Annotated in this window: 30 protein-coding genes, 1 other RNA gene and 1 riboswitch; of the genes, 9 read left to right on the forward strand and 22 right to left on the reverse strand. The window is 35.2% G+C overall.

Going from position 1 to position 26,811, the window contains the following annotated elements; all coding sequences use genetic code 11:
- Positions 1-50: 50 nt before the first annotated feature.
- Positions 51-153: riboswitch (TPP riboswitch) on the reverse strand.
- Between the two features lie 148 nt (positions 154-301).
- From ssrS to selD, 8 genes are all read right to left on the reverse strand, one after another.
- A non-coding RNA gene (gene ssrS, locus I5776_RS10620) (6S RNA) lies at positions 302-497 on the reverse strand.
- 61 nt (positions 498-558) lie between these two features.
- A complete protein-coding gene (locus I5776_RS10625; protein WP_202780568.1) occupies positions 559-747 on the reverse strand; it encodes a hypothetical protein in 189 nt (62 codons plus the stop codon).
- 85 nt (positions 748-832) lie between these two features.
- Positions 833-1,756 (reverse strand): ABC transporter permease, encoded by a 924-nt coding sequence (locus I5776_RS10630; RefSeq protein ID WP_202780569.1) that lies wholly within the window; start codon positions 1,754-1,756, stop codon positions 833-835.
- Positions 1,749-2,618, reverse strand: coding sequence for an ABC transporter permease subunit (locus I5776_RS10635; protein WP_202780570.1), 870 nt, complete (start codon positions 2,616-2,618; stop codon positions 1,749-1,751). The genes I5776_RS10630 and I5776_RS10635 overlap by 8 nt, the downstream gene beginning before the upstream one ends.
- Positions 2,619-2,774: 156 nt before the next feature.
- Positions 2,775-3,092, reverse strand: coding sequence for a DUF3892 domain-containing protein (locus I5776_RS10640; RefSeq protein ID WP_202780571.1), 318 nt, complete (start codon positions 3,090-3,092; stop codon positions 2,775-2,777).
- 342 nt (positions 3,093-3,434) lie between these two features.
- A complete protein-coding gene (locus I5776_RS10645) occupies positions 3,435-3,533 on the reverse strand; it encodes a putative holin-like toxin (protein WP_219909935.1) in 99 nt (32 codons plus the stop codon).
- 267 nt (positions 3,534-3,800) lie between these two features.
- A complete protein-coding gene (gene mnmH / locus I5776_RS10650; RefSeq protein WP_202780573.1) occupies positions 3,801-4,835 on the reverse strand; it encodes a tRNA 2-selenouridine(34) synthase MnmH in 1,035 nt (344 codons plus the stop codon).
- Positions 4,836-4,865: 30 nt separating this feature from the next.
- Complete coding sequence (gene selD / locus I5776_RS10655; protein ID WP_202780574.1) at positions 4,866-5,909, reverse strand: selenide, water dikinase SelD; 1,044 nt, start codon at positions 5,907-5,909, stop codon at positions 4,866-4,868.
- 177 nt (positions 5,910-6,086) lie between these two features.
- On the opposite strand from selD, the gene I5776_RS10660 reads away from it, so the two are divergent.
- Positions 6,087-7,148, forward strand: a complete 1,062-nt coding sequence (locus tag I5776_RS10660) for a permease (RefSeq protein ID WP_202780575.1) — start codon at positions 6,087-6,089, stop codon at positions 7,146-7,148.
- Between the two features lie 180 nt (positions 7,149-7,328).
- Here I5776_RS10660 and I5776_RS10665 read toward each other — a convergent pair whose 3' ends face one another.
- From I5776_RS10665 to I5776_RS10680, 4 genes are all read right to left on the reverse strand, one after another.
- Positions 7,329-7,751 (reverse strand): hypothetical protein, encoded by a 423-nt coding sequence (locus I5776_RS10665; RefSeq protein ID WP_202780576.1) that lies wholly within the window; start codon positions 7,749-7,751, stop codon positions 7,329-7,331.
- A 165-nt stretch (positions 7,752-7,916) separates the two neighbouring features.
- Entirely contained in the window at positions 7,917-9,413 is a 1,497-nt protein-coding gene (locus I5776_RS10670; RefSeq protein WP_202780577.1) for an amidase, read from the reverse strand.
- Positions 9,414-9,563: 150 nt separating this feature from the next.
- Positions 9,564-9,743: a hypothetical protein gene (locus I5776_RS10675; RefSeq protein ID WP_202780578.1), complete on the reverse strand. Its 180-nt coding sequence runs from the start codon at positions 9,741-9,743 to the stop codon at positions 9,564-9,566.
- A 202-nt stretch (positions 9,744-9,945) separates the two neighbouring features.
- Positions 9,946-11,151 (reverse strand): MFS transporter, encoded by a 1,206-nt coding sequence (locus tag I5776_RS10680; protein ID WP_202780579.1) that lies wholly within the window; start codon positions 11,149-11,151, stop codon positions 9,946-9,948.
- Between the two features lie 230 nt (positions 11,152-11,381).
- On the opposite strand from I5776_RS10680, the gene I5776_RS10685 reads away from it, so the two are divergent.
- The 4 genes from I5776_RS10685 to I5776_RS10700 all read left to right on the forward strand — a co-directional run bounded on the left by I5776_RS10685 (position 11,382) and on the right by I5776_RS10700 (position 15,135).
- A complete protein-coding gene (locus tag I5776_RS10685; protein ID WP_202780580.1) occupies positions 11,382-12,218 on the forward strand; it encodes a Cof-type HAD-IIB family hydrolase in 837 nt (278 codons plus the stop codon).
- Positions 12,219-12,222: 4 nt separating this feature from the next.
- The gene (locus I5776_RS10690; RefSeq protein WP_425490366.1) at positions 12,223-13,341 is read left to right on the forward strand and encodes an NAD(P)/FAD-dependent oxidoreductase; all 1,119 of its coding nucleotides are present in this window, start codon (positions 12,223-12,225) and stop codon (positions 13,339-13,341) included.
- 90 nt (positions 13,342-13,431) lie between these two features.
- Entirely contained in the window at positions 13,432-14,781 is a 1,350-nt protein-coding gene (locus I5776_RS10695; protein WP_202780581.1) for a sodium-dependent transporter, read from the forward strand.
- 132 nt (positions 14,782-14,913) lie between these two features.
- The gene (locus I5776_RS10700; RefSeq protein WP_202780582.1) at positions 14,914-15,135 is read left to right on the forward strand and encodes a hypothetical protein; all 222 of its coding nucleotides are present in this window, start codon (positions 14,914-14,916) and stop codon (positions 15,133-15,135) included.
- Between the two features lie 98 nt (positions 15,136-15,233).
- On the opposite strand, the gene I5776_RS10705 is transcribed toward I5776_RS10700, so the two are convergent.
- Positions 15,234-16,100 (reverse strand): polysaccharide deacetylase family protein, encoded by an 867-nt coding sequence (locus tag I5776_RS10705; protein WP_202780583.1) that lies wholly within the window; start codon positions 16,098-16,100, stop codon positions 15,234-15,236.
- 278 nt (positions 16,101-16,378) lie between these two features.
- Here I5776_RS10705 and I5776_RS10710 point away from each other — a divergent pair, with 278 nt between their 5' ends.
- From I5776_RS10710 to desA, 4 genes are all read left to right on the forward strand, one after another.
- Complete coding sequence (locus I5776_RS10710; RefSeq protein ID WP_202780584.1) at positions 16,379-16,708, forward strand: PadR family transcriptional regulator; 330 nt, start codon at positions 16,379-16,381, stop codon at positions 16,706-16,708.
- Entirely contained in the window at positions 16,705-17,103 is a 399-nt protein-coding gene (locus I5776_RS10715) for a permease prefix domain 1-containing protein (RefSeq protein ID WP_202780585.1), read from the forward strand. Before I5776_RS10710 ends, I5776_RS10715 begins: the two co-directional genes overlap by 4 nt.
- Before the next feature lie 14 nt (positions 17,104-17,117).
- Positions 17,118-17,753, forward strand: a complete 636-nt coding sequence (locus tag I5776_RS10720; RefSeq protein WP_202780586.1) for a hypothetical protein — start codon at positions 17,118-17,120, stop codon at positions 17,751-17,753.
- A 73-nt stretch (positions 17,754-17,826) separates the two neighbouring features.
- Positions 17,827-18,843: a Delta(5) desaturase DesA gene (gene desA, locus I5776_RS10725; protein ID WP_202780587.1), complete on the forward strand. Its 1,017-nt coding sequence runs from the start codon at positions 17,827-17,829 to the stop codon at positions 18,841-18,843.
- Between the two features lie 114 nt (positions 18,844-18,957).
- Here the strand turns inward: desA and I5776_RS21410 are convergent, their stop codons facing one another.
- The 9 genes from I5776_RS21410 to I5776_RS10765 form a co-directional block, all read right to left on the reverse strand.
- On the reverse strand, positions 18,958-19,257 hold the full coding sequence (locus tag I5776_RS21410) for a hypothetical protein (protein WP_246483975.1): 300 nt from the start codon (positions 19,255-19,257) through the stop codon (positions 18,958-18,960).
- Positions 19,197-20,225 carry a threonine ammonia-lyase IlvA gene (gene ilvA, locus I5776_RS10730; protein WP_246483976.1) on the reverse strand — a complete coding sequence of 343 codons (1,029 nt, stop codon included), beginning with the start codon at positions 20,223-20,225 and terminating at the stop codon, positions 19,197-19,199. Before ilvA ends, I5776_RS21410 begins: the two co-directional genes overlap by 61 nt.
- A 261-nt stretch (positions 20,226-20,486) precedes the next feature.
- Positions 20,487-20,861, reverse strand: a complete 375-nt coding sequence (locus tag I5776_RS10735; protein WP_202780588.1) for a nucleotide excision repair endonuclease — start codon at positions 20,859-20,861, stop codon at positions 20,487-20,489.
- Between the two features lie 97 nt (positions 20,862-20,958).
- Complete coding sequence (gene rbsB, locus I5776_RS10740; protein WP_202780589.1) at positions 20,959-21,876, reverse strand: ribose ABC transporter substrate-binding protein RbsB; 918 nt, start codon at positions 21,874-21,876, stop codon at positions 20,959-20,961.
- A gap of 12 nt (positions 21,877-21,888) precedes the next feature.
- Positions 21,889-22,860 carry an ABC transporter permease gene (gene rbsC / locus I5776_RS10745; RefSeq protein ID WP_202780590.1) on the reverse strand — a complete coding sequence of 324 codons (972 nt, stop codon included), beginning with the start codon at positions 22,858-22,860 and terminating at the stop codon, positions 21,889-21,891.
- 1 nt (position 22,861) lies between these two features.
- A complete protein-coding gene (locus I5776_RS10750) occupies positions 22,862-24,343 on the reverse strand; it encodes a sugar ABC transporter ATP-binding protein (RefSeq protein ID WP_202780591.1) in 1,482 nt (493 codons plus the stop codon).
- A gap of 73 nt (positions 24,344-24,416) precedes the next feature.
- Complete coding sequence (gene rbsD / locus I5776_RS10755; RefSeq protein WP_202780592.1) at positions 24,417-24,812, reverse strand: D-ribose pyranase; 396 nt, start codon at positions 24,810-24,812, stop codon at positions 24,417-24,419.
- Complete coding sequence (gene rbsK, locus I5776_RS10760; RefSeq protein WP_202780593.1) at positions 24,809-25,693, reverse strand: ribokinase; 885 nt, start codon at positions 25,691-25,693, stop codon at positions 24,809-24,811. Before rbsK ends, rbsD begins: the two co-directional genes overlap by 4 nt.
- Positions 25,686-26,675, reverse strand: coding sequence for a LacI family DNA-binding transcriptional regulator (locus tag I5776_RS10765; protein ID WP_202780770.1), 990 nt, complete (start codon positions 26,673-26,675; stop codon positions 25,686-25,688). The genes rbsK and I5776_RS10765 overlap by 8 nt, the downstream gene beginning before the upstream one ends.
- Positions 26,676-26,811 lie beyond the last annotated feature (136 nt).

A 26,811-nucleotide genomic window follows, 5' to 3' on the forward strand; every position in this document is an offset into this window, starting at 1 on the left:
TGTACACAAAAAAGCCCATCGTAAGTTTTTAGATGGGCAGAATTGAATTATTTCTCATACTCCCACTTCCTTACGCCAGCATAAACTGGATCAAGTTCAAAGGGTCCAGAACATCTCTGTCTCAGTCTTATTTAGACTCCCCTAGTGAAAAACTATTCATTTAAGTATATGTTAGCATAAATTAGATGAAAAGAAAGAGTATTTTTGCATATTTAACATTTGGTTATTAGTAATATTCTAAACACTATTCTTTGCACAAAAAAATCAGCTCCCGACTGGAAACTGATTTATGAGTTGTCAATTAAGGGCCGCCTTTGCCGTATGAGTAGTAAGAAAGTTTTAAACCACCACTCCTCAAAGTGGGTGTTTGCAGAAACGTTCTTGCTTGTCTTCCATGCCATATAGGCGAAAGCTTGTCATTCCAGTTTCAATATAAAACTCCCTGTTACAGCTTAAAGGTTAAAACTTTATTATCAATACGTACAATGCAGCTTGTATTGTTATATTACTTTATTATAATTATTTTTTCAAGTGAAATGATTTCCTGGAATAATAAAACTACCTCCAAAAAATACCTATTAAAACAATCGCACCTAATAAGATCCCCCCAATTTGTCCGACAAGACCTGTTGACAATGCCGGACGACTTTTTTGATCTTTTAATATTTCTACCTGTGCAGATAACTGATTTACTTGATTTCGCAGTTCTTGAATTTCATATTTTAATTGTTCATTTTCTTGTGTCATGTAAAATCCCCCTAATTTTTATGCTATCATGTCATTTTTATGAATGCATGTGCAATAATATTTTGAAATTATTGAGGGTGGTTGTCTAAATCCACTGACTTGTTTTATATCTTCGGTTATAATGTTTTTTCAATCCAACGGCTAAAAGTTGAAATGATACAATCGCAAACAGTAAGCATACTAATGGAATGAAAAGAACGAAATGGTTTCCCCACAAATTATCCCTTGCCTGTCCTACTAAACCCGCCCATTCTTTCGTAATTGAATGATATAAAGTTGGTGAGGTTTCTAGCTTCGTTCCCCCTATAAAAATATTGAATAATGCTAATTGTCCCATCACAGTGATCGCTGTAACAATTTCAAGAACAAATAATATGACAATATCCTCTTTTAAATGCGGAATGATATGATTATTAATGATTCCCCACTTTGACGTTCCTGTTGTGATCGCGGATTCGATAAAAGGTGAGCGATATACTTGAACCGTTTTTTCACGAATCGATGCTGCCACACTCGGAATTCCGATTATCGTCGATACGATGATAAAAACGACGATTAATGATAGAGGTCTAATATTTGGATTAAAAGAAATCGGCCATAAAATAAAATATATGATTAAAAATGATGGGAGATACGATAAGGAATTTTCAAATGACTCCCAAAAATGCAACCTCTTTTTCATAATCCCTGTAAATAATCCAATTCCCAACCCTAAAATGATTTTTAATAAAGCAATTGATATCGCAATAAAAACAGTATATTTCGCACCATAAATTAATAATGTAAGTAAATCATATCCCCATTTATCTGTTCCTAACGGATATTCCTTGTATGTAAACGGAGCTAGGGGTGGAAATGCCATATTTTTTTCTCCGTATTGATAGATCGTAATACTGTCTGTTAATTTATGAGGGGCAAGCAATGGACCAAATATTGAAATCCCGCATAAAAATAACACCATAATGGTACTGATGATTAAATACGGATTCCATGTTCTTTTTTTATGCATTGATAAACACCCGCTCAATCATATAGAAAAGTAATTTTATAAACAAATAACAAAGTGTTGCAATTGCTAATAAGATTAACAATGATAAAAAGACTTTCTGAAACTGATAATCAGCAAATATAAAAATGGTTAATCCTTTAATATTAAATAAATATTCGATAATAAATAAATTTCCTATTGTAAATGAAAGAGCTTTTTTTAAATCAGCAAATATATAAGGAATTAAGTTTTTCAATATATGTCGACCGTTAATATAGTGTCTATCCAGCCCTTTGCCGACGGCAGTTCTTATGTATTCCATACCAGACAATTCTATATATCTTGAAGAAATCATTTTAAATAAATAAAATGTTGGCATTAATGAAAGGATGGAAATTGGAAACCACAAATTAACTGATTCAGAAAATGGTGATAACGTAATGACACGAATATTCGTCCATTTGTAAAATTCAACCGCTACGGCAATGGAAAAAATAATAATGATAAAGTCGGGAATAATGGAAAATATATTTATGAACCAACGAAACAGTTTTGTCATCTTTAAGTAACTTAGAAAAACACCGAAGATAAGAGAAAATAATAAAGCGACTAAGATGCTTGAAAACAAAAGAATTGCCGAGTTTTTTGAAAATGATTGAATATCGTTCAACACAGAGTGTGCGACACCATTTATACTATATGTACCAAAAGTTCCAACTTGAAGTGATGTGAAGAATGTTGGAATATTCATAAACATATCTTCGGGATGAAATTCTAAAATTGCTTCTCCGTGTTTGTTACTAATTCCAAACATAGATGGAATACTAGTGACTATAAAGATGATTACAACTATTAAAATAAATTGCATTAATCTTTTTATCAAACATCTCACCTTCACCTCATTATTAGTCAATATAGATTATATTTTACCAAAATAGGTTGAATTTTTATACTATTTTTAATAGTCCTTCATTATTTTTCTTTATAAAAAGTGAATGTTGCCATGAATATTATTCATGGCAACATTCGTTTAGTCTACTTAAAAAGTCGGTAATTCATCTAAATTATTATCCTTTATTCCATCTGGTTCACTTCTTAATATATCTCTCCCATACTTGTGAAAAACATCAACATGAGCTAATTTCCCAGATTTAGCCTCTTCCAATGCACTTATATAGTCTAATTCTCTTCCGCCGTTTGTTTTTATGGCGATAATATCCCCATCATCATTTTTTCTTACAGCAATTATTTTTTCTTTGTTACTTTTATTACCTTCATCTAACATTTCCATTTTGGCATTTGTTTCTCCTTGTTGTTTATATTGTTTATAAATTTCTTCAAAATCCTTTGATTCCAAAGTAAACACCTCCAAAATATACAATTATTATCATCATCTACCCTTAAAACTATGTAGTTGAAGTTTTTACATATTAAAAAAACCCTACTTTTGTCATGATGTACAGAATGATTAAATTTATATAAAATAGAAATTGGGGCGATTTTGCGAGATCTTTAATCAATAATTCCAATTAAAGGCTATCGTTTGAATATTTAATTTTTATTGGATATAATAATTAAAAGATAAAAAAGAACATTGGTTGGGAGCCAATGTTCTTACACAGCATTACTGCATGGAAGTGCAGTGGCCCTATAAGGAAAGCTTGGAACCTACCCTAAAACCATGGCCTGGCAGGGTGGGTTATTTCTTTTTTGTAAGAGAAATAACAACTGTAATCACGGTAACGATTAACGACCCAAACATCATCATTAGTGACAACGCCTCGTAAAATGTGACCATCAGTGATCTTCCCCCCTTTAATTTAGGAGTAACCACCACCACCCTGCTATACTGTGTTATTAATATTATAGCACAAGCATTTTAATTTTTTAGAAAATTTTTACAAAGTTAATTCCATAGACCTACAATTTATGTTAAAATAAGATGTTTGGTCTATTTTAAATGTTTACATAATATAATTATGTTTTACCATGATATTCTTTTAACCAAAAAAACGACTGAAACAAATATGTTAAAGTCGTTTTTTATAGTAAAAATAAAGTCTTATTATAACTTCACTCTAATTTGATCTCGAATATTTTCGATTGCTTCTTCTACATTTTTTGCCTTAATATAAATTTTACTATCTTCCGGATATTGTTCCGCTGTATGTTCGTATAAAGGATCATAATAATATTCTAAAAGCAATCTAACAGCTGACGAATATTCTCCTGACTTTAAATCTGTTTCAATTTTGTTGGCAATCGGCGTATGGATTCTCCTTTTAATTTTTGAAAATGCTTCAAAGCATTCCTTTTCATAAAGCCAAGGCTGGTAATCCTCTAAAATATGACGAACCCGCTCTTCCAACGGTATATCAATAAATAACTGTACACCTTGTTCCTTTTTTTCAATAATAAAATTAGGTAAAGTAATTTTGCCAATTCTTTTGCTTTCCCCTTCAAATATAATATATGGAGAATGATTGTACGAAAGAATTTCTTCAAGAAGTTGGGCATCAAAAGTTTTTTGATTATTTGGTTCCAACCCAATTTGACCGAATATTGATCCTCTATGTTTAGCCATTCCTTCAAGATCGATAACAGGATAACCTTCCCTTTTTAGATGATGAAGAATGGTTGTTTTTCCAGAACCTGTATAACCGTTTAAGATATAAGCTTTTGGTTGTAACTCCAATGTATTTAGAGTATCAACTACCCAGTTTCTAAATGCACGGTAGCCGCCATTTAAACGAAAAACATTGATGCCCATTAGTCCAAGAACAGTTGCCGTTGTTTTACTCCGCATTCCTCCACGCCAACAAAAAACTGCTTTTTTACCATTTAATTTTGCGAATTCCTTTACAAAACCTGGCAACTTTGCCGACATAATTTCAAGTCCGCGTTCCTTTGCAGCTTGTGGACTTATTTGTTTATATATAGTTCCAATTTCAGCTCTTTCATCATCATTAAAAAAAGGAATATTTATGCTTCCCGGAATCGTTGCATCTTTATATTCAGACTGCGAGCGAACATCAATTATAGTAAGCTCATTGTTATTTTTTAATGATCTTAATTCTTCAATTGATATGTCATGGAACATAATGTTCCCACCTTTCCCAAATACACAAGACTATAATACATTGATATGTCCCGGATTTTCCCCGGTTGCCTCTCCAATGATTGCTGCTTCTACCCCAGCACTTTGTAATTTAGTCAGAAGTTCTTCCGCATCTTCATCAGCCACGGAAATTAAGAGCCCGCCGGACGTTACCGCATCACATAAAATCCATTGATCGATTTGATCCATCGTATTAGGATAAGTGACCTCTCCTTCCAGGTGAGCAAAGTTATTTTTTGTTCCCCCTGGAACTGCCCCCGCTTCCGCTAACTCCCTAACCCTTGGAAGCATTGGTACTTGATCTTTCTTGATCTCAAGCCCAACTCCACTTCCTTTAGCCATTTCAGAAGCGTGACCTAATAAACCAAATCCGGTAACATCTGTACATGCATGGACTTGATAATTATTCATTATTTCAGCAGCAGTTTTATTTAATGTTGTCATCACATTTGTTACACGATGGATTTCTCCTTCAGATAACAAATCTCGTTTAATTGAAGTAGTTAATATACCAACACCGATTGGTTTAGTTAAAATTAATTTATCTCCTGCTTTTGCACCTGCATTAGTACGTACTTTATCAGGATGGACGATTCCTGTTACAGCTAAACCAAATTTCGGCTCTTTGTCATCAATTGAGTGTCCTCCTACAAGTGTTGCGCCAGCTTCCTTTAATTTATCTCCAGCCCCGCGGAGAATATCAGCTAATATTTCTTTTTCTAAAGTGTGGATTGGAAAAGCTACAATATTTAATGCAGTTAAAGGAGTACCACCCATAGCATAAATATCACTGATTGCGTTCGCCGCCGCTACTTGTCCAAACGAATATGGATCATCCACAATCGGAGTGAAAAAATCAACTGTTTGAACGATAGCTACATCGTCCGTTAAACGGTAGACACCAGCATCATCACTAGTATCAAGCCCTACTAATAAATTTGGGTTTGGTGTGGCAGGAGGTAGCGTTCGAATAACGGCTGCTAAATCAGCTGGGCCGATTTTACAACCACATCCACCTTTCGAAGATAATGAAGTAAGTTTTACTGTACTTGTCATTTGCTAACAACCTTTCGATTATTTTTTGCTTTAATTATAGAACAGTGAAGTGAAAAATGCATATTCTAGGATTTAATTGCTGTATGCATTAAGTAATATTTCAACGAAAAAATATAAAATATGCTATAATATAATGTCTTTTACTATTATTCTACCATTATTTGGAGGTTGTTTTTCATGTCACAGCTTGATCATTCGCTACAACCGTATCAAGCAAATAAGAAAAGAACGTTTTGGTTCATTTTTGCTTTTATCATTATCGCCGCAGCCGGATTGTTATACGTAAAATGGTTGCCATATTATCATAAGGTAATTTTGGCAGCCAATACACATTCGATCGGCTCATCAATCTTAGGTGATCAATCAAAAGGGGCTTCACCCTGGCAAATAGCCTGGGATTATGCCAAGGTTTACTTTCAATCTGTTTGGAAAGCGGCCGTATTAGGTATTTTATTAGGTTCATTACTTCAAGTATTGCTTCCAGCAAAATGGCTTTTAAAAGTGCTTGGTAAAACATCATTTGGTAGCACCGCTGTCGCTGGGCTTGCTTCGATTCCTGGAATGATGTGTACATGTTGTGCTGCGCCTATGGCCGTAGGACTCCGCAAAAAAAATGTATCGGTTGGTGCCGCACTTGCATTTTGGATCGGGAATCCAATGATTAATCCTGCTACACTCGTCTTTATGACCTTTGTATTATCATGGAAATTTACTTTAATCCGTTTGTTTATTGGTCTCGTACTAACTTTTGGTGTGAGTTATGTAGCAAATCGTTTTACAAAAGAGGTACAATCCATTGACATGGATCAAGTTATTCATTCAGATGAACCTAATGGTCATTTTTTCACTAGATGGATGAAAAGCATCTGGATGATGATTATATACATTGTTCCTGCGTATGTACTGTCTGTGGTCGTATTAGGTGCCGGACGTGTTTGGCTGTTTCCGCATTTAAGTGATTCCATGGCCAATAGTCTTATGGGAATCATTATTTTTGCTATTGCAGGAATGCTTTTTGTAATTCCTACCGCAGCAGAAATACCAATTATCCAGACATTTATTTCACTCGGACTTGGCGGTGGACCCGCTGCAGCACTATTAGTTACATTACCCGCGATTAGCCTACCTTCAATATTGATGGTTGCGAAATCGTTTCCGAAAAAAGTATTATTATTTGTGATATTTTCCGTTGTTATACTGGGAATAATGTGCGGTTTAATTGGCCATTTCGTTTTATAACAATCCCTATCCTGTTTATCTCGTTGGAGCAACTAGAAAACAACAAAAAAGGAACATTGGTGAAATATTCAATGTTCCTTTTTCATAGCCTACTGCAAGATACGCACTAGCCCTAAGCGGTAAGAATGGCTCACCCCTAGCAAATTGCGAGGGATTATTTTTATTAGTTTGCTAGCTATTTTATTTCCCGTTTTCGACCCATTTATTCAATTGTAACCATCGTTCATGATTCATTTCATAATAAGAGACATTATTATTTTCAACGATTAACACCTTATCTTGATTAGCAAGATTATATATTAATTCTTTCTTTCTTGAAATATACCCTTTCCATTGAATCACTACTGCACGACCTTCGAAATCTTCTCCATTGATGATAGAAAGTGCTTCTACATCAGTACACTTACATGGTTTCGAAAGAGTATTCAATGTATTCATTGCGATATTCGCTAATTTTGAAAAAGATTGATTTGAAGAGGGGATTTCAACTTCTTTTCCACCTGAAAGATATGAAACACTTTCTACCCTTCCCTTTGGAATAAAAAGGAATATGAGAAAAAGAATGATTAATAACAGAGGTAATTGTTCAATTAGCCGTTTCAATACTTCTTCCCCCTTTTTACTGACTGATTAACATAATTATATTTTATACTAAATTTTCAGACATATAAAGGGTGGATGTTTTTTTGCTCCATCTTTCAATTTTATGTTTTTTTCATCCAGTACATAATGTCAAAGTCCAATTCTAACGAGAATTGGACTTTGACTTCATGAATGATATATTTGATTTCCTTTCATTCCTACCCATATATCTGATTGTTCCATTTCACTAGCTATTTTTAATAACCAGTCTTCCTTTCCTTTTGGTGCCATAAATTGAACACCTAACGGCAATCCATTTACAGTTAAGTGGATGGGAACGGAGATGGCTGGCTGACCAGTTAGATTAGCTAATTGTGTATATGGTGTGTAGGTAAGACTTGGTTCAAACATCTCATAGACAAGTTTTTGCTGATCAAATTTGTTTAGTGTCGATATTTTTAAAAGCTCAGCTATTTCTTTTTCGGAATGGGTTAATTCTCCTATTTGTGGAGCTGAATAAGCAGTTGACGGTGTAAGATATAGATCAAAGTTTTGATGGAATTGAGCCATTTGTGCCGCTGCTACATCCCACTCAGCAATACTTTGGGTAAATTCAGCAGCTGTAACAGATTTTCCTGCAACCGTTAATACCCACGATACAATCTCCATGTCATTTGCAGTAATTGCTCTCCCTAATGCTTTTTCCATTGAATCTACCATACCGGCCATTTCACCATTATTCATTATATAGTAGTTTTCCATTAGACGGATACCATCGACATTGTTCACTTTTTCTTCTACAAGATGACCTTGTTCTTCTAACCACTGAACGGTTTTATATATCGCATGTTTTGCTTCCTCACTGACTGGTGTTCCTACAGGAGATTCTGTTGTGAAAGCTATTCGAAATTTTTGGTTATTAGGCTTGTTGATTTCATTTAAAAAACTGCCTGGAAATAAGGGGGTCTGAAATGCTGCCTCAGACTGTACCGTTTGTAAAACATCTAATAGTGCTGCACTGTCACGAACTGAACGGGATAAAACGAAATCAATGGATGCACCTTGCCACTGGCGACCAACACCGGGGCCAACTGGTGTTCGCCCTCTAGTTGGTTTCAAACCTACAAGACTTGTAAAAGATGCCGGAATTCGTATGGATCCCCCTCCATCGCTTGCTCCCGCAATTGGAACGATTCCTGAAGCTACACTTGCTGCTGCACCGCCACTTGAACCACCCGATGAATATTCAGGATTCCACGGATTACGTGTTGGTCCATGGATTTCAGGTTCGGTTATATTTTTCAATCCAAATTCTGGTGTATTCGTGTGACCGATAAATAGAAAACCCGCTTTACGAAGCCGTGCTACAAAATTGGAGTCTCTTCTTGCGATATTATCTAAAAAAAGTTTTGATCCTGATGTGAGCGGTTCACCTTCGACTGCTTGCGAAATATCCTTCAATAGTAAGGGTACTCCGGCAAATGGCTGTTCCCCAATTTGTAAATCACTAATCTCTTTTAACACTTTTTCTTTCCGCGTACGAACTACTGCATTTAATTGTGGGTTTACCTCTCCGATTCGATCATATGCCGCCTCTACCAATTCTTTTGGTGATACTTTCTTCTTTTTTATTAATTCCGCTAAACCTATTCCATCTTCTGAAATATACGATTGCTTGTCCATTTCTTCACCTCTAAACTAATAGTTCTTCTTCAAACTATTTTCTAATAGAAATAAAGAATTTACAAATCATTTTTATTTGATTTAAAAAAACGACTAGCCCTGTTTAGACTAATCGTTTTGCACATCTATTTATTAATTAGGTTATTCCTACTACTCCCGATCAATATCCTCCACAGAGGAAATAAAGGTTGGATTAATAATAAGATTCCCGAATTTTTGAATGACATTGGTCATTAAACCCATTTGATTTGTGACTTTTTTCATAAATTCATCGATATGTGTGTCAACTAAATATTCCTTTCCATTAGCCATCGTAACTTTTACCGGCATAACGTATCCCACCTTTATATAAGAAATATTTATCTTAGTTTATGAATCCTTTTTAAAAAAAGACTCATATAAGATTTTTATTATCAGATTATTCATATTATAAAAACACATTAATGTAAGAGTCAAATAAAATGTCATATTTATTTACAATAAACAAAGCAGTGAAATTCATAAATTGAACTTCACTGCTTCGTCTATTTTTTTATTGCAGTTCCACATTTTTTGTTTCTTTTCCTAGAAAAAGAACCGCTGCTGCACCTATTAATACTGAGATACAGAAAATAGTAAATATGATTGTAAATGAAATATTTTGTCCAATGAGATATGGGACCAATAATGGACCAAGAATACCGCCGATTCGTCCAAAGGAAGTAGCCATTCCAGTACCCGTACCTCTTATTTTTGTTGGGTATTGTTCTGGTGTATATGCATATAATGCACCCCATGCTCCAAGATTGAAAAATGAAAGTAGGATTCCTGAAATAATTAATAAGGATAATGTATCGGCAGTTCCAAATAAATATGCACTTAATGCCGTTCCGATTAAATAAACAACAAGAACAAATTTCCTTCCAGCTTTTTCAATAAGCCATGCTGCCGTAAAATAACCCGGTAATTGTGCAAGGGTCATAATTAACACATATTCAAAACTTTTAATCATACTAAAGCCTTTCATGACCATCACACTTGGTAGCCAGAGAAACATTCCATAGTAAGAAAACACTACACAAAACCAAAGTATCCATAACATAAGAGTTGTTCGTGTATACTTTTTAGACCAAACCGCTGTGATACTTTGTATGATGGTTGGTCGTTCTTTCACTTTAATCGTTACGAAACGGTCTGAATCGGGTAAGTGCAGACGTAAATATAGTGCATAAAACGCAGGAATTACACTAATTAGTAAAGCAATCTTCCAGCCAAAGTGCGGGATAACAAAATAAGAAATAATTGCAGCAATCAACCAGCCAAAGGCCCAAAAACTTTCTAATAATACAACAATTCTCCCCCGTTTTTCAGTAGGTACACTTTCCGATACAAGTGTGGAAGCAACTGGCAGCTCTCCTCCTAGCCCCATTCCAATAAGGAAACGTAAAATTAAAAAAATAGAAAAAGAGGTAGTGAAAGCTGCTGCACCGCTCCCTAATGAAAATAATAATAACGTTATAATAAAAACATGCTTTCGTCCAATTCGATCGGCTAATAATCCGAAAAGAAAAGCACCTACTGCCATACCGATCGAATTTATACTCCCAATCCATCCCATCTGCCCGACCGTTAAATCCCAATCTACCTTCAAAGCCGCGATAATGAATGAAAGCATCCCAACATCCATCGCATCAAACATCCAGCCTAATCCAGCAATACCAAGTAGTTTTTTGTTAGAAATCTCATTTTTTCTTGCCATTATGTCCTCCAGTTTTCAATGTTAGAAATAGTTTATCCCTTTATTTCTATCTTCATTAATAGGTGAATTCTCATACATGTTATCACGTGTCTTTACACTTGTCATCACCTTTTTTTGATATTATTTATCGCTTCACTCCGTTCCAGTGATAGAGATATTTTTCTTTTTACTCAATTTTTATGATAAAATGCGTATAGGACGAACGATAATAAAAGAGATGGAGCAGTGAGATGTCTAATTACAAAATTATTTTTTTAGATATTGATGGAACAGTGCTTAGACCTGATGATCAAATTGATAACTCAACGAAAACAGCAATTGCAATAGCTCAACAAAAAGGGATTGAGGTTTTTCTAGCAACAGGGCGACCACTCCATGAAATTTCGGATATTGCAGAAGAACTGAAAATACAATCATACATAGGCTATAACGGCGCGTATGCAGTACATAATGGGAAAGACATATTGAATGTACCAATGAAAACGAGTACAGTAAAAAGCTTTGTTACAATTGCGAAAAAGCTAAAAAACGAAATGGTTTTGTATTCGAGGAAAGAGAACCTTTTCACATCAATGGAAGATGCTGATGTGCAGACATTTATGAACATCTTTCATATGAAAAAAAATAAACTGTATTCTTCAGAAAATCTTGATCCTATACTTGGGATTACATTAATTAAGTTAAATGAAAATGATCCCCCTCTTTATGAAAAAGATGAAAGTATACATTTATCACGGGTAAATCTAAATGGATTGAATAATTGTTATGATGTTATTCAAGATACTGTGAATAAAGGTTTTGCTGTAACAAAGGTACTGGAATATTTAAATATTAAAAAAGAAGATGCAATCGCTTTTGGTGATGGGATGAATGATAAAGAAATGTTATCGGCTGTTGGTGAAGGTTTTGCTATGGGTAATGCTGACCCAAAACTTTTTGCTTATGCAAAACATCGAACAACCGAAGTGACTAATTCGGGAATATTTAATGGATTAAAAACACTTGGAATACTAAATGAAATTAACAGTACATCCGATTATTTAACAGCTTTAGTAGAAAAGGATTAGAAAAATGGAGAAAATTATTATAGTTGGCGCGGGAATTTTAGGTGCTTCAACAGCTTACCATTTAGCGAAAGCGGGCGCTGAAGTAGTTATTATTGATAGAAACGATGATGGCCAAGCAACAAATGCTGCCGCTGGAATTGTTTGTCCTTGGCTTTCTCAGAGGAGAAACAAGGCATGGTATAACCTCGCTAAAGGAGGAGCAAAATACTATCCTACCCTCATTGCGAATTTAGAGGAAGATGGAGAAAAAAATACCGGCTATGCCAAAGTTGGTGCAATTAGCATCCATACAGATGAAGAAAAGATATATGCGATGGAAAAACGGGCGCTGAAAAGAAAATTAGACGCACCAGAAATAGGAGAAATTACCGTACTAAATACGGAACAAACGAAAGCTTTATTCCCTCCCCTTGCGGATGGTTATAAATCCGTTCATGTCAGTGGGGCTGCAAGGGTTAATGGACGAGCACTGCGTTCATCGTTACTAAATGGAGCTAGGAAACATGGGGCAAAAGTTTTTTCCGGTAATGCTAGTTTGCTATGTAAAGAGAATAAAGTTACTGGGGTTATTTTTAATGATAAAAAAATCACTGCTAATAAGGTAATCGTTACTGCAGGCGCATGGGCAAATCAAATCATTGAGCCACTAGGTATTCAGTTTCAGGTTACTTCACAAAAGGCGCAAATCATGCATCTGCAAATTCCCGATGAAAGTACCGGTAAGTGGCCAGTAGTGATTCCTCCTTCCGATCAATATATACTTTCATTTGAGGATCAACGAATTGTTATCGGAGCAACTCATGAAAATTATGCCGGTTTTGATACACGAGTTACTGCTGGCGGCTGTCATGAGATTTTAAATAAAGCATTACAAATTGCTCCCGGACTTTCAGTATGTACAATTCTTGAAACACGAGTCGGTTTTCGACCATTCACCCCTGACTTTTTACCTGTGATTGGGCCTCTCCCAGGATTCTCCGGAATCCTTGTAGCAAATGGTCTTGGTGCATCCGGTTTAACGATGGGTCCTTTTATTGGATTGCAATTAGCTAAGTTAGCACTTAATAAAGAGCTGGATATTGAACTTAGTCATTATGATGTGGCAAGTGCGGTTTGCAATTAAGCACTATACCATCTAAAGGATAACTAGTAAACAGTTTTCATAAATATTTCAAGTGCCGGGATTGTATATTCAATAAGAAAGGAGTTTCAAATGACACAAGAAAAACAACAATGGTCATCAAAGCTTGGTTTTATCTTATCATCCGCGGGTGCTGCGATAGGACTAGGTGCAATATGGAAATTCCCGTATGTAACTGGGATGAGTGGAGGCGGTGCTTTTTTTCTTATCTTCGTTATTTTCACATTAATCATCGGACTTCCCCTTCTTATCTCTGAATTCATCATAGGGCGCGGGTCCGGGAAAGAGGCAATTAGTGCGTATAAGGAGCTTGCGCCTGGTAGCCAATGGAAATGGGTTGGCAGAATAGGTGTCCTTGGCTGTTTCTTATTATTATCATTTTATAGTGTTGTCGGTGGCTGGATCATTATTTATAGTGGATTAGCTATTCCGGGGAAAATTATTGATGATGGAACAAAGTTTCCGGAACTCTTTGGAATGATTACAGGCAGTCCGCTTATTTCTATCGGTGGCTTAGCTCTTTTTATTTTAATTAATGTATTTGTCATTGCAAATGGAATTCAGAATGGGATTGAAAAGGCGAATAAATATATGATGCCAATTCTATTTCTCTTTTTTATTATACTTGTCGTCCGGTCAGTCACATTAGATGGCGCAATGGAAGGAATTCGCTTTTTTTTAAATCCTGATTTTTCAAAAATAACAGGTGAGGCTGTACTATATGCACTTGGCCAATCTTTTTTCTCTTTGGCCGTTGGATTCTCATGTATGGTCACATATAGCTCATATTTAAAAAAGGATGTGAGCATACCAACATCGGCTACTTCCGTTGTATGGATGAATATTTTTGTCTCTTTACTTGCAGGTCTTGCCATTTTTCCAGTTGTTTTTGCTTTTGGATTAGAACCTGCTCAAGGACCAGGACTATTATTTATCGTACTACCAACAGTTTTTGCGCAAATGCCATTTGGTCAATTATTTTTATGTTTGTTTCTAATCTTGTTTTTATTTGCAACATTAACGTCCTCATTTAGTTTATTAGAAATCATCGTTGCCGCCTTTACTTCAAATGGAAAAAACTCCAGGAAAAAGGTTTCATGGATTTCCGGATTAATTGTATTCCTTGCTGGTATACCTGCTGCTCTATCTTTCGGTCCTCTGAAGAACTTTAACTTATTTGATAAAACTGTTTTCGATGCAACCGATTATCTTGTAAGTAATATTATGCTTCCGATTGGTAGTATGCTCATTGCTTTATTTATCATTTATCGAATGGATCGCTCACTTGTAAAAGATGAATTTTCATTAAGTAATTCACTTTCTTCAAAATGGTATGACTCATGGAGAATACTCATGCAATGGGTTGTTCCTATAACCATTGTTCTCGTTTTTTTAAGTTTAATTGGTCTTTTTGAAAAATAACGGGAATAATTCATTGTAACGGAATTTTCTGCTTTAGAAAATTCCGTTTTTTGAATGAATTGATATTTTTGCATATTTAAAAAGGAAACTTACCCCCAATGGCGAATATACTTTGATAAGGGGGTTGATGTGATGAATACAAACAAAGTGTTAGAATTACGTTGTACCAATCCAAATTGTAGAACTTGGTTTCCTTCACCATTCACACATGGAAATTTAGACGGATTTAATGTAAACGCTTTCAAGGGACTGAAAGCTCAATGTTCAACCTGTGGTAAAATGGTTTCGGGAACGATTAAAAATGTACGTATTCGAACAGTTAGTGACAATTTTCGATTCGATAAAACCTCATAAATGAAACGTGGCAGTCCCTCAATTAAAAGATTTGAGAGACTGCCCTTTTTCTATTTTTCAACCTATTAAATTCTTGCTTGTTAAATCGAATGTAAACTTTAATGGTTGCCATTCTCCACTATTTGACCAAACCATTGAGTGGACATCCCAGGTGTCATACGAATACGATGAAGTGTATACATCCCCTGCTCACTTGACGCAGCTCCCGGTTCGGTTGTCACACCCATTTTATACCCAGACTGTTCGGCAAACGTTTTTGTTTCCTCATTATAACGGCCAACAGGATAACAGATAATACTTGTTTCTTGATCTAATAATTGATCAAATATTTGTTTCGAACGAGTCAAATCATCCAATTGTTGCGACTTTGTTAAACCAGGTAATTCTAAATGATTAAAGGTGTGGCTTTGAATCGATATGCCATCTCGATTCATTTCTTTCATTTGGGCTTCTGTTAAGTGATTTTGTTTACCAATGTATTTACCAATCATAAAAATTGTTGCCTTTAAAGCATATTCTTTTAATATCGGATATGCATCTATGTAATTATCCTCGTATCCATCGTCAAAAGTAATAAAAACTGTTTTTTCTCTAGGCTTTTTATTTTCGGTTAATACGATGTACGCCTCTTCTGGAGTAAGTGTGTAGTATCCATTATCATGGAGCCATTTCATTTGTTCTCTAAATTCAACTGGTGGTACTCGTAAATTATTTCCGGAAGAAATACTATGATACATAAGGATAGGGATGCGAGTAGGCGCATCAACATCAATCCATGTAGACGTATCTAATTCTTGAGAATTAATCGTTTCGGAAATATCCATTTCTTCGACCTTCGGCCTTTCACTTACTATCGGTGTTTGTTTTTCAACCTTCTTCGGTATTTCCGCATCCGCCTTCATTGTACAACCAGATAAAACGATAATTATTAACAAAAAAACAATTAAGACACTAGATTTCTTCATAATTCTCCCACTTTCTCACTATCTACCAATCTATTATACCTGAAAGTAATTTTTGTGTAATAAAAAAATGGTTAACAAGTTAAAACAAAAGCTTTTATAACTATAGTTTTTCAAGGACAAGCCTTCATTATTCCCCTTTTCTGCAGTTAGATATTAACATTTTTTAATGTTGGGAATTTTATTTACAATTATTTTTTACATTTTACTTTGACAGATAGAGTAATTTACGGTAGTATTACTCTATCAGATAGAATAATCATTGCTACGGAAGGTGAATTATGATTAGAAGTGACATTATCCGTGGACATTTAGATTCAATCATTCTCTGTTTGATTTTAGAAAAAGATCAATACGGATATGAAATATCTAAACAAATCAGTCTACGTACCGAAAACCGATTCCAAATTAAAGAAGCTACCTTATATGCGGTATTTCAAAGACTTGAAAAAAGAGAACTAATTGAATCCTATACGGGTACGATAACTCATGGTGGAAAAAGGAAGTACTACCGAATTACAACATTAGGAAAAGCATTTTTAAAAGAAACCGTAAAGGAATGGCAGGAAACAAAAGAAATTGTCGATCTATTTTTGGAGGGATTACAGTGAGAAAAATAAAAGACCATGTGGATGAGTTATTCAAAAAAATACCTGATAGTGAGCAGAAAGAGCTCGTCAAACAGGAAATTTTAGAAAATCTTGAAGAAAAGGTATACGATCTTATGGCACAAGGCAAGGAAGAGGAGGATGCTGTTAACAAAGCGATTATTGAGTTTGGGGATATTGATGAAATTGAAAAAGAATTAGGCATCAATAAACCTATAAAGAAAAACATGTCCAAACTAGATCTCGGTTTTTCGATTTGGGGAAGTGTTCTAATTATTGCTTTATTTATTTTTATCAATTTTTATTACACCCCAAATACAATTTGGTTTGTCTATCCTACATTTGGGGTCCTGTGGTGGCCGCTAAGTATGTTTTATAGATGGTTACGTCAAAAATAAGGGAGACAAAAAACATGCGCAAACAGGATGTAATTTTTGCTTGGTTAGGAAGTATCATTAGTATTTTATTTTTTATTATTGTTAATTTCTTAACCAGTCCTAATTACCATTGGTTTATTTATCCTTCTTTCTTTCTATTGCTTTGGCCGTTAAGCATGTACTCTATTAAATATGGAAACTATAAAGTCCACTCGGTAATGGTCAGCGCTTTAATTATTTTATTTTTACTGGCAATAAATGTTTTTCACAGTCCTGAACATCCATGGATATTATATGCATGGTATCCAATTATATGGTGGCCAATTCTTATGTTTTTAGAAAAGAAAAGAAGTACAGTCTCAATAGGAATTGTGGGAAGTGTGGTAACGATTGTCTATTATTCAACCCTAAACATTTTGTTATCGCCAAGTTATCCGTGGGCCATTTATCCAATCTTCGCGGTGTTATGGTGGCCAATGGCAGTATACTACTCGAAAATGAAAGACTATTTCAAATTTTCCATTTCAGCAAGCATATTAATAATTATATTTTTTATAACCGTAAACATGGTTTCATCCCCGCATGAAATATGGGCTGTTTATCCGATATTTGTAACACTGTGGTGGCCATTAAGTATGTATTATTACTATTATTGTTATCGCGCAAAGTAATATTTAAATTATCGTTTGATAAAAAGTGAAGCAAAGAAGAACCTAATATCATTTTATTAAGGAAGGTGTTTCTATGAGCAAGCATGCTAAACATAATCTTCGTGAGTGGAAGAAGAAATTAGCTTCATTTGAACGGCCAAGATTATCGACAAGTGTTGGACAGGTGATAACATCAGTTGGTCCATTCCTCATTTTATGGAGCATGGCATATTTTAGTCTTAATGTATCCTTTTGGCTTACACTTTTATGTGCTATTCCAGCAGCGGGATTTTTAGTTCGTACATTTATCATTTTTCATGATTGTACACATTATTCCTTTTTCAAAAACCGTAGAGCAAATGAAGTTGTAGGCATTATTACAGGATTGTTTACATTTTGTTCATATGAACAATGGAAGCACAGCCATTCTCTCCATCATGCAACAAATGGTCATTTGGATAAACGTGGTGATGGAGATGTTTGGACAATGACATTACAAGAGTATGCGGAAGCGTCATGGCTCAAACGAGTATGGTACCGCATTTATAGAAATCCATTTATTATGTTTATCATTGGTCCATTATACCTCTTTTTAATCTCGTACCGTTTTAATAGAAAAAAAGCCACAAAAAAAGAAAAAAGACATGTGTGGATGACAAATATAATTTTACTATTTGTTGTGCTATTACTTGGATTTACACTAGGATGGAAAGCTTTTATATTAGTGGAATTACCAATATTTTATATTGCTTCCTTTGGAGGCGTTTGGTTATTCTATGTACAGCATCAATTTGAGGATGGATACTTTGAAAATGGAGAAAATTGGGATTATGTTGAAGCTGCACTTAAAGGAAGCTCTTATTATAAATTGCCGAAACTTCTACAATGGTTCTCAGGTAATATTGGATTTCACCATGTACATCACCTGAATTCTCGTGTACCAAATTATCATCTTGAAAAAGCCCATAAAAGTGATCCAAGTCTTCAAGATGTACCGACGTTAACGCTATGGACAAGTTTAAAGTCCCTCACCTTTAAACTTTGGGATGAAAAATCCAAAAAATTTATAGGTAATCGAGAAATCCACCGCTTTATTCGTAACAACATTTAGGATATTAGTATATTTGTAGGCAGACCGAACTGTAAATTAACAGTTCAATCTGCCTATCTTTTTTGTCCTTAGTCCACTCATGGAGAACAAATGTCCAAAAGTGGTGCCAGGCACCTAAATTAAAAGTTGAAATAGGCTGCTGTCTTTGTTTAGTTCGGTGAAGGGGAAGCCCTTTTTCTTCATTCGCTCAATGAGGGATTGGTAGTCTTGGCTTCTTTTTAATTCGATACCGACGAGTCCTGGGCCACTTTCTTTATTATTTTTTTTCGTGTATTCGAATGTTGTTATGTCATCGTCAGGCCCTAGAACATTATCTAAAAATTCCCGAAGAGCACCTGCTCTTTGTGGAAAGTCTACGATAAAGTAATAAAGTAACCCTTCATGAATAAGTGATTTTTCTTTGATTTCTTGCATTCTGCCAATATCGTTATTTCCTCCACTAATAACACAAACGATGGATTTCCTTTGATTTGATCTTTATAATAATCAAGTGCTGCAATTGGCAGTGCCCCTGCTGGTTCCGCTACAATCGCATGTTCATTGTATAACTCTAAAATAGCTGTACATACCTTCCCTTCCGGAACAGGAATAATATCATCTACTAATCGATTGCAGATTTCGAAAGTTTTTTGCCCTACACACTTTACGGCAGCACCATCAACAAATTTATCAATATGAGAAAGTGAATGTACAGCCCCATTTTGGATAGATGCCTTCATGCTTGAAGCACCACTAGGTTCTACTCCAATCAGCTTTGTTAAGGGCGTAACACTTTTTATGTATGTACTAATGCCGGACATTAACCCGCCCCCGCCGATACTGGCAAAAACATAATCAGGAGCTTCTTCCACATCATTTAAAATTTCTACAGCAACCGTCCCTTGACCGGCAATGACATTTTCGTCATCAAAAGGATGAATAAATACTCTTCCTTCTTGATCTGCACATTTAAATGCACTTGCTGAAGAATCGTCAAATGTATCCCCGGTAAGAACGACCTCGACAAATTCCCGGCCAAACATTTTTACTTGGTCAATTTTTTGTTTAGGGGTTGTTTGCGGCATAAAAATCTTTCCATGAATACCTAGATCACGACATGTATAGGCTACTCCCTGGGCGTGATTCCCGGCACTTGCACAAATTACTCCTTTTTCCCGTGCAACATTTTCAATTGACTTAATCTTATAATAGGCACCTCTAAGTTTAAATGAACGGACAAATTGTAGGTCTTCCCTTTTTAAGTACACATTACATTGATATTTTTCTGATAACCGTTCATTTTTTTGTAATGGTGTATGCGCCACAATATCTTTTAGCTGTTGATACGCAATTAAAATGTCTTCCACATGTACTGTTTTTGCTTTCACCATTTCTTGACTCATTCTTTAACCTTCCTTCTACAGAATTTTTCTATAATTTTTACATTATAGCACTTTAAATAAAGAAATTGAATACAAATTTTCGAAATATTCAGATGAAAACGTTATCATTTTAAAATATAGCATTTGTTGTACTAGATTGTTGTTTTACCCTTAGGTACTCACTTACCACTCTAATCTACATGGCGTTAATATCCCCACCGTATTTTAACAAAGCATAAAATAAAAAAAGGACATGGCAATTACGCCAATGTCCAAAATTTATTACTTATAAAATACTTTATCTATATTATATTTTGCTTGAAATTTATTAATGATATAGGTTTCATATATTTCTCTTTCCATTGGATTCTCAACATAAACTACTGCGATTTTTTGAACTTCATCTCGGTGTTTTTTAATCGCTGATACATTATCATCAAAATGCTTTGTTACTCGTTGACGGAGCTTTCTAGCTTTTCCAACAAATAAAAGTTCATCTTTATCATTATAAAAAAGGATGATTCCGCCTTTTTCTCTTGAAATTTGTCTGAATTCTGTAAATCCATACTCACTACTTATTTTATGATCTTTTACATCCTCTAGTGGTTTCTTTTTTGTAATAATTACATCCGCTTTAGGTATATCGATTTTTATCATTAATGTCACTTCCCATTTTGAATTGAATATTCATTATAGCATAATTAGATATGAAAAACCCCCATGCCGATGGATAAAAAAGACATGGGGATAGATTTTATTTTTTCGTAACTAGCTTCAATGGTGCTGGGATATTCTTTTCAACTTTTTTCCCTTGCAGGACATCGCCAGCTGCGTTAACGGCAAGTTTACCGATTAGTTCTGGTTGTTGGGCTACGGTTGCATTTAATTTTCCATCTTTAATCGATTTTAGTGCATCGTCATTCCCATCAAATCCAACAACAAGTATATCCTTACCTGAGCTGTTAATTGCTTCAAGCGCACCGAGAGCCATTTCATCATTATGTGCAAATACGGCTTGTACATCCGGATTTCCTTGAATAATATTTTCCATTACGTTTAATCCTTCTGTTCTGTCAAAGTGTGCCGATTGCTTTTCAACCACTTTTAACTGTTTATCTGCAACATTGTGAAATCCTTTTCCACGCTCCCGTGTTGCGGAAGCTCCTGGAACACCTTCTAATTCTACTACATTTGCATTTTTACCAAGCTGATCAACTATATATTCTGCTGCCATTTGACCACCTTTAACATTGTCAGACGCAACCAATGATTCAACTTTCCCTTTATCAGCTGAACGGTCGAGCGTTATAACAGGGATGCCAATATCATTCGCGGATTGAACTGCTGTTGAAATTGCAGCAGAGTCTGTAGGATTAATTAATAGTGCATCTACACCCTTTTGCAATAAATCCTGAACATCATTCACTTGCTTAGCAGAATCATTTTGAGCATCAATTACAATTACATCGATTCCCTTTGTTTTCGCTTCTTTAACAACACCATTTTTCAATGATACGAAAAATGGGTTATTTAAAGTGGAAACAGATAATCCAATTTTAATATTTTTTAAATTATTTTTCTTAGCTGGCTTTGCCCAGTTAGGAGGCTGCATCGAACAAGCTCCCAGTAGAATCATAGTTAAGGACATAAGAAGCACAAGTAATTTTTTCATTGAGTAACCCTCCTATGCTGATTTTTTACGGTCTAGTAAGACAGCAATTAAAATGACGATCCCTTTGACAACCATTTGATAAAATGATGAAACACCTAGTAAATTTAATCCATTATTCAATGTTCCTATTATTAATGCACCGATTAGTGTACCAAATATTTTACCGCGTCCGCCTGACAAGCTTGTTCCACCAAGAACAACAGCTGCGATTGCATCAAGCTCATAAGAAGTACCTGCTGTCGGTTGCGCTGAATCCAAACGTGAAATTAATATAGCACCAGCTAATGCTGATAAAAGTCCAGCTAATGAGTAAATCATTATTTTTACACGTGGAACTTTTATTCCAGAAATTAGCGCTGCTTTTTCATTTCCTCCAATTGCATATGTTTTACGACCAAATGGTGTCTTATGAAGAATTACATATAAAATGACAAATGTAATGATCATCGTAATCGCAGGAACGGGTATTCCTAAAAAGTATCCTCGTCCAAATAATTGAAACAATAAGCTATCACTTAAACCTGTTATCGGATTTCCATCGGTATATACTAATGTTAATCCTCTAAAAACCGTCATCGTAGCCAATGTGGCGATGAATGGTGCCATCTTACCTTTCGTAATGAGTAAACCGTTTACCATCCCCATGACTCCACCTAAAAGGCATCCGATAATAATAGCAAGAATAGGATCTAACCCTGACACCATCATTCCCGCCATCAATGCACTGGATAGTGCCAAAATCGAACCTACTGATAAATCAATTCCACCTGTAAGAATAACAAACGTCATCCCATAAGCAATTAATGCATTTATCGCTACCTGTCTTAGTAAATTTAATATATTTAAAGGCTGTAAAAAACTTGGGTTCAAAATCGACACGATAATGACTAGTATGATAAATCCCAAGAGAGGGCCAAGCTTTTGCATCATATTATCTACATGATTGACTTTTCTGATTGTCTTTGTTTCGCTAGCAGACTTCATCTTATTGACCTCCTGTTGCTAATGTCATAATACTTTCTTGTGTTGCCTCTTCTTTTAATAATTCACCACTAATTCTTCCTTCATGAACAACGAGAATGCGGTCACTCATACCAAGTATCTCGGGCAATTCGGAGGAAACCATAATGATTGCAACCCCACGGGAAGTTAATTCATTCATTAAGTCATAAATTTCTCTTTTTGCACCAACATCTACACCTCTAGTTGGTTCATCCATAATCAGTACTTTTGGACCAATTCCAACCCATTTCGCAATTACGACTTTTTGCTGATTTCCACCAGAGAGACTTCCAACAGTTGCAGCAGCTGATTCTGTTTTTACAGTTAAACGTTTAATTAACATGTCCACAAAATCTTGTTCGTTCTTCTCTTTAATAAGACCCTTCGGAGCAAAGCTTTTCAAACTAGGCAGCACGATATTATCACGAATGGAAAAGTCTAAAATTAATCCTTCATCTTTACGATCCTCTGTTATAAAACCGATTCCATGCTCTATTGCTTGATAAGGTGTTTTTATGCTTACTTTTTCTCCATTTATTAACGTTTCCCCTGAATCAAATTTATCCAGTGCAAATATGGCCCTCATTATTTCCGTACGACCAGCGCCCATTAACCCGGAAACTCCGACGATTTCACCGGATCTTACAAAGAAATTAATATTGTCAAAAACCCCTTTTCTCGTAAAGTTTTTGACCTCAAGAACCGTCTTTCCAAGATTGGCTACGCGTTTTGGAAAACGTTCTGTTAATTCTCGACCCACCATTTTTTTAACGACTTCATCAAAACTTGTTTCTGGAATAGGTTTTGTGTCGACCGTTTTTCCATCTCTCATAACTGTGATGCGGTCACAAATTGAAAAAATTTCCTCCATACGGTGAGATATATAAACGATTGAAACTCCTTCTTTTTTCAAAGACGCAATCACTTCAAATAGTTTCTGAATTTCCCTTTCCGTTAATGCTGCTGTAGGTTCATCCATAATAATGACTTTTGCATCTGTTAATAAAGCTTTCGCTATTTCAATCATTTGTTGTTGACCAACAGAGCATTGGCCGGCTTCTTGTTCGAGTGGAATCGTAACAGATAGTCGTTTGAATTGCTCCAATGCTAGCGTTTTCATTTCATTTGATTTTAAAAGTCCGAATGCGGACTTCAATTCTTTTCCAATAAACAAATTATCTAAAACGGTCATATCAGGCCAAATATTTAATTCCTGATGTATAAAAGTTATTCCATGTTGTTCTGCTATTTTAGGATTAGAAAAATAGGTTTCTTTTTCATCAATCATAATTGTACCTTGATCCAATTTGTGCAGACCAGTTAGAATGTTCATTAACGTCGATTTCCCCGCACCATTTTCACCCATTAGCGCATGGACCTCTCCTGGAAGAAGTTCAAAATTCACACCCGTCAATACTTGATTTGTACCAAATGATTTATGGATGTTTTTCATCGAAATCTTCATTTTGCTTCACCCCTTTTTATTAATCGCTTTTTTCCTAAGATGAACATGCAACAATGTATAAGTAAATCGCCTTTTAAAAAATAACTCCAGCTTGTAAAATACAATTTGCGTAGGGAGTTGCTTCCCCAGTTCGAATGACTGCCTTCGCGTTTTTCGTTAATTCTTTCAATCTTTCGTGAGAAACCATTTCGATCTTCGCATCATTAAAATGATTTTTCATATATTCATAAGTTAAATTGTTTTGTGATTCAATTTCATTAGCGAGTATAATCTTTTCTATTTTCATATCTTCCTTTATCGTAGAAACAACATCTGTAAAACTAGGAACACCTAATTTTAATGCAAGATCAATTTTTTGTACTCCATTGGGTATTGGTAACCCTGCATCCGCTATTACAATATAATCCGTATGTCCGAGATCAGAAAGTACTTTAGATATATGACTATTTAAAATGCCATTTAATTTCAATTCTTTAAACCTCCTTCCACTTCAGCTCTTGAGGGCATTCCACCTTGTGCACCAAATTTCGTAACTGAAAGCGAAGCTGCTCGATTGGCAAACCGAACACAGTCTTCCATCGATTGTCCTTCAGCTAAAGCAACGGCAAAAGCCGCATTAAATGTATCTCCTGCACCAGTTGTATCAACGGCTTCAACCTTAAAGGTAGGAATAAGCATTTCTTTTTCACCATTGTGATAGCGTACACCTCGGACTCCTTCTGTGATAAACAATTTATTTGGGAATTTTTTTAAAACATTCTCAATTTCCATATCCTTAAATAATATTGTTGCTTCATGTTCATTTGGAGTTAAATACGTTACTTTTTCGATTATAGAATGACTAATCATCCGCGCCGGAGCTGGATTTAACAAAAGAGGAACACCCAATTCTTTACAGATATCAGCTACAAATTCTACCGTTTCTTCGGGAATTTCCTGTTGTATTAACACAATATCTGCAGCTTCAAGTACATTCTTGGCTTTACTGACATACTCAGGAGATACATAATTATTTGCACCTTTAACAACAACAATACTGTTATCTCCTTCAGCAAGTGTTATATGCGCTGTACCACTTTCAACACCTGTAACCGGTTCCACATAATCGATAATAACTTCATTTTGTTTAAAATTCTCTAGTATTACTTTCCCGAAGTTATCATCTCCTACACAGCCTACCATATACACTTGGGCTCCTAATCGGCTAGCAGCAACTGCCTGATTTGCTCCTTTACCTCCCGGAACCGTCTTAAACGATTCACCAATAATGGTTTCTCCGGCATTCGGCCGTCTCTTTGCTGAAACGACCAAATCGATTGATGAGCTACCAATAACAACAATATTAGACATTTTTATCAACCTTTCTCGTTGTACTTCTTTCTATAAAAGTAACAGGCAATTGAATATTTTGTTCGTCTTCTTTTTTGTTATTTATCTGTTTAATTAAAAGTCTTGCTGCCTCTTTTCCCATTTCATAGGCAGGTTGTCTAATCGTTGATAACGGAGGGAACAACAATGCACTATGTGGAATATCATCAAAACCAATTATCTGTATGTCTTCCGGTATTGATCTTCCTGAGCGTAATGATTCATGTAAAACTGCAGTTGCTACAATATCATTACTTGCAATAACTCCATCGGTATCTCCATATTTTTCAAATAAATCCTTCGCCCACTTTTCTGCATCATTAAAGGAAAAGGAGGATGTTGTCATTACATAGAAATTCACATCGGAAGAACTTAGCACTTCAAGCGCACCTTGAAACCGATCTCTGGCCGTCTGCAAATGCGAAGGACCTTTTATTAATGTAATTCGTTTGCTTCCCCTTTTAATGATTTCTTTGGCAGCGATTCTTCCTCCTTCCATACCATCAGCATATACGGATGGAAGGCTTGTTGATGTTCGATCCAAAAAAACGACTGGAATCGACAAATCATCATAAGTCGATTTACTTAAGTTATTAGTCATTGATATTAGACCAATAACATTATTCTGTTGAAATGTTTGTATATAATCCTTTTCTTTTTCGGCGTCTTCGTCCGTATTCCCAAATATGATCCGAAAATCGTGAAGTCTCATTTCATCTTCTACTCCACGAGCTAAAAGCGGGAAGAAAGGATTTGTAATATCAGGTAATAAAAGTCCAATAAGTTTTGATTTCCGTTTAAATAATGAACGGGCTACTTCATTCGGACTATAATTTAATTTTTCAATTGCTGCATTAACCGCTTTTCTTGTATCTTCATGTACGTAACCGGTTTCATTTAACACTCTAGAAACCGTTGCAACTGATACTCCTGCTGCTTTCGCAACTTCACGAATTGTTGCCAGTTCGTTTCACCTCTTTTGTGTAACCGTTTCCACATAAAGAATACCATACTCATTTTTAAATAACAAGGAATTTTTTTCTCTTCATATCAAGAAATGCTTCAATTCATGTCAAATAAACTTATTCTATTAAAACAAA

It is taken from the genome of Heyndrickxia vini, assembly GCF_016772275.1.
Lineage (GTDB): Bacteria > Bacillota > Bacilli > Bacillales > Bacillaceae_C > Heyndrickxia > Heyndrickxia vini.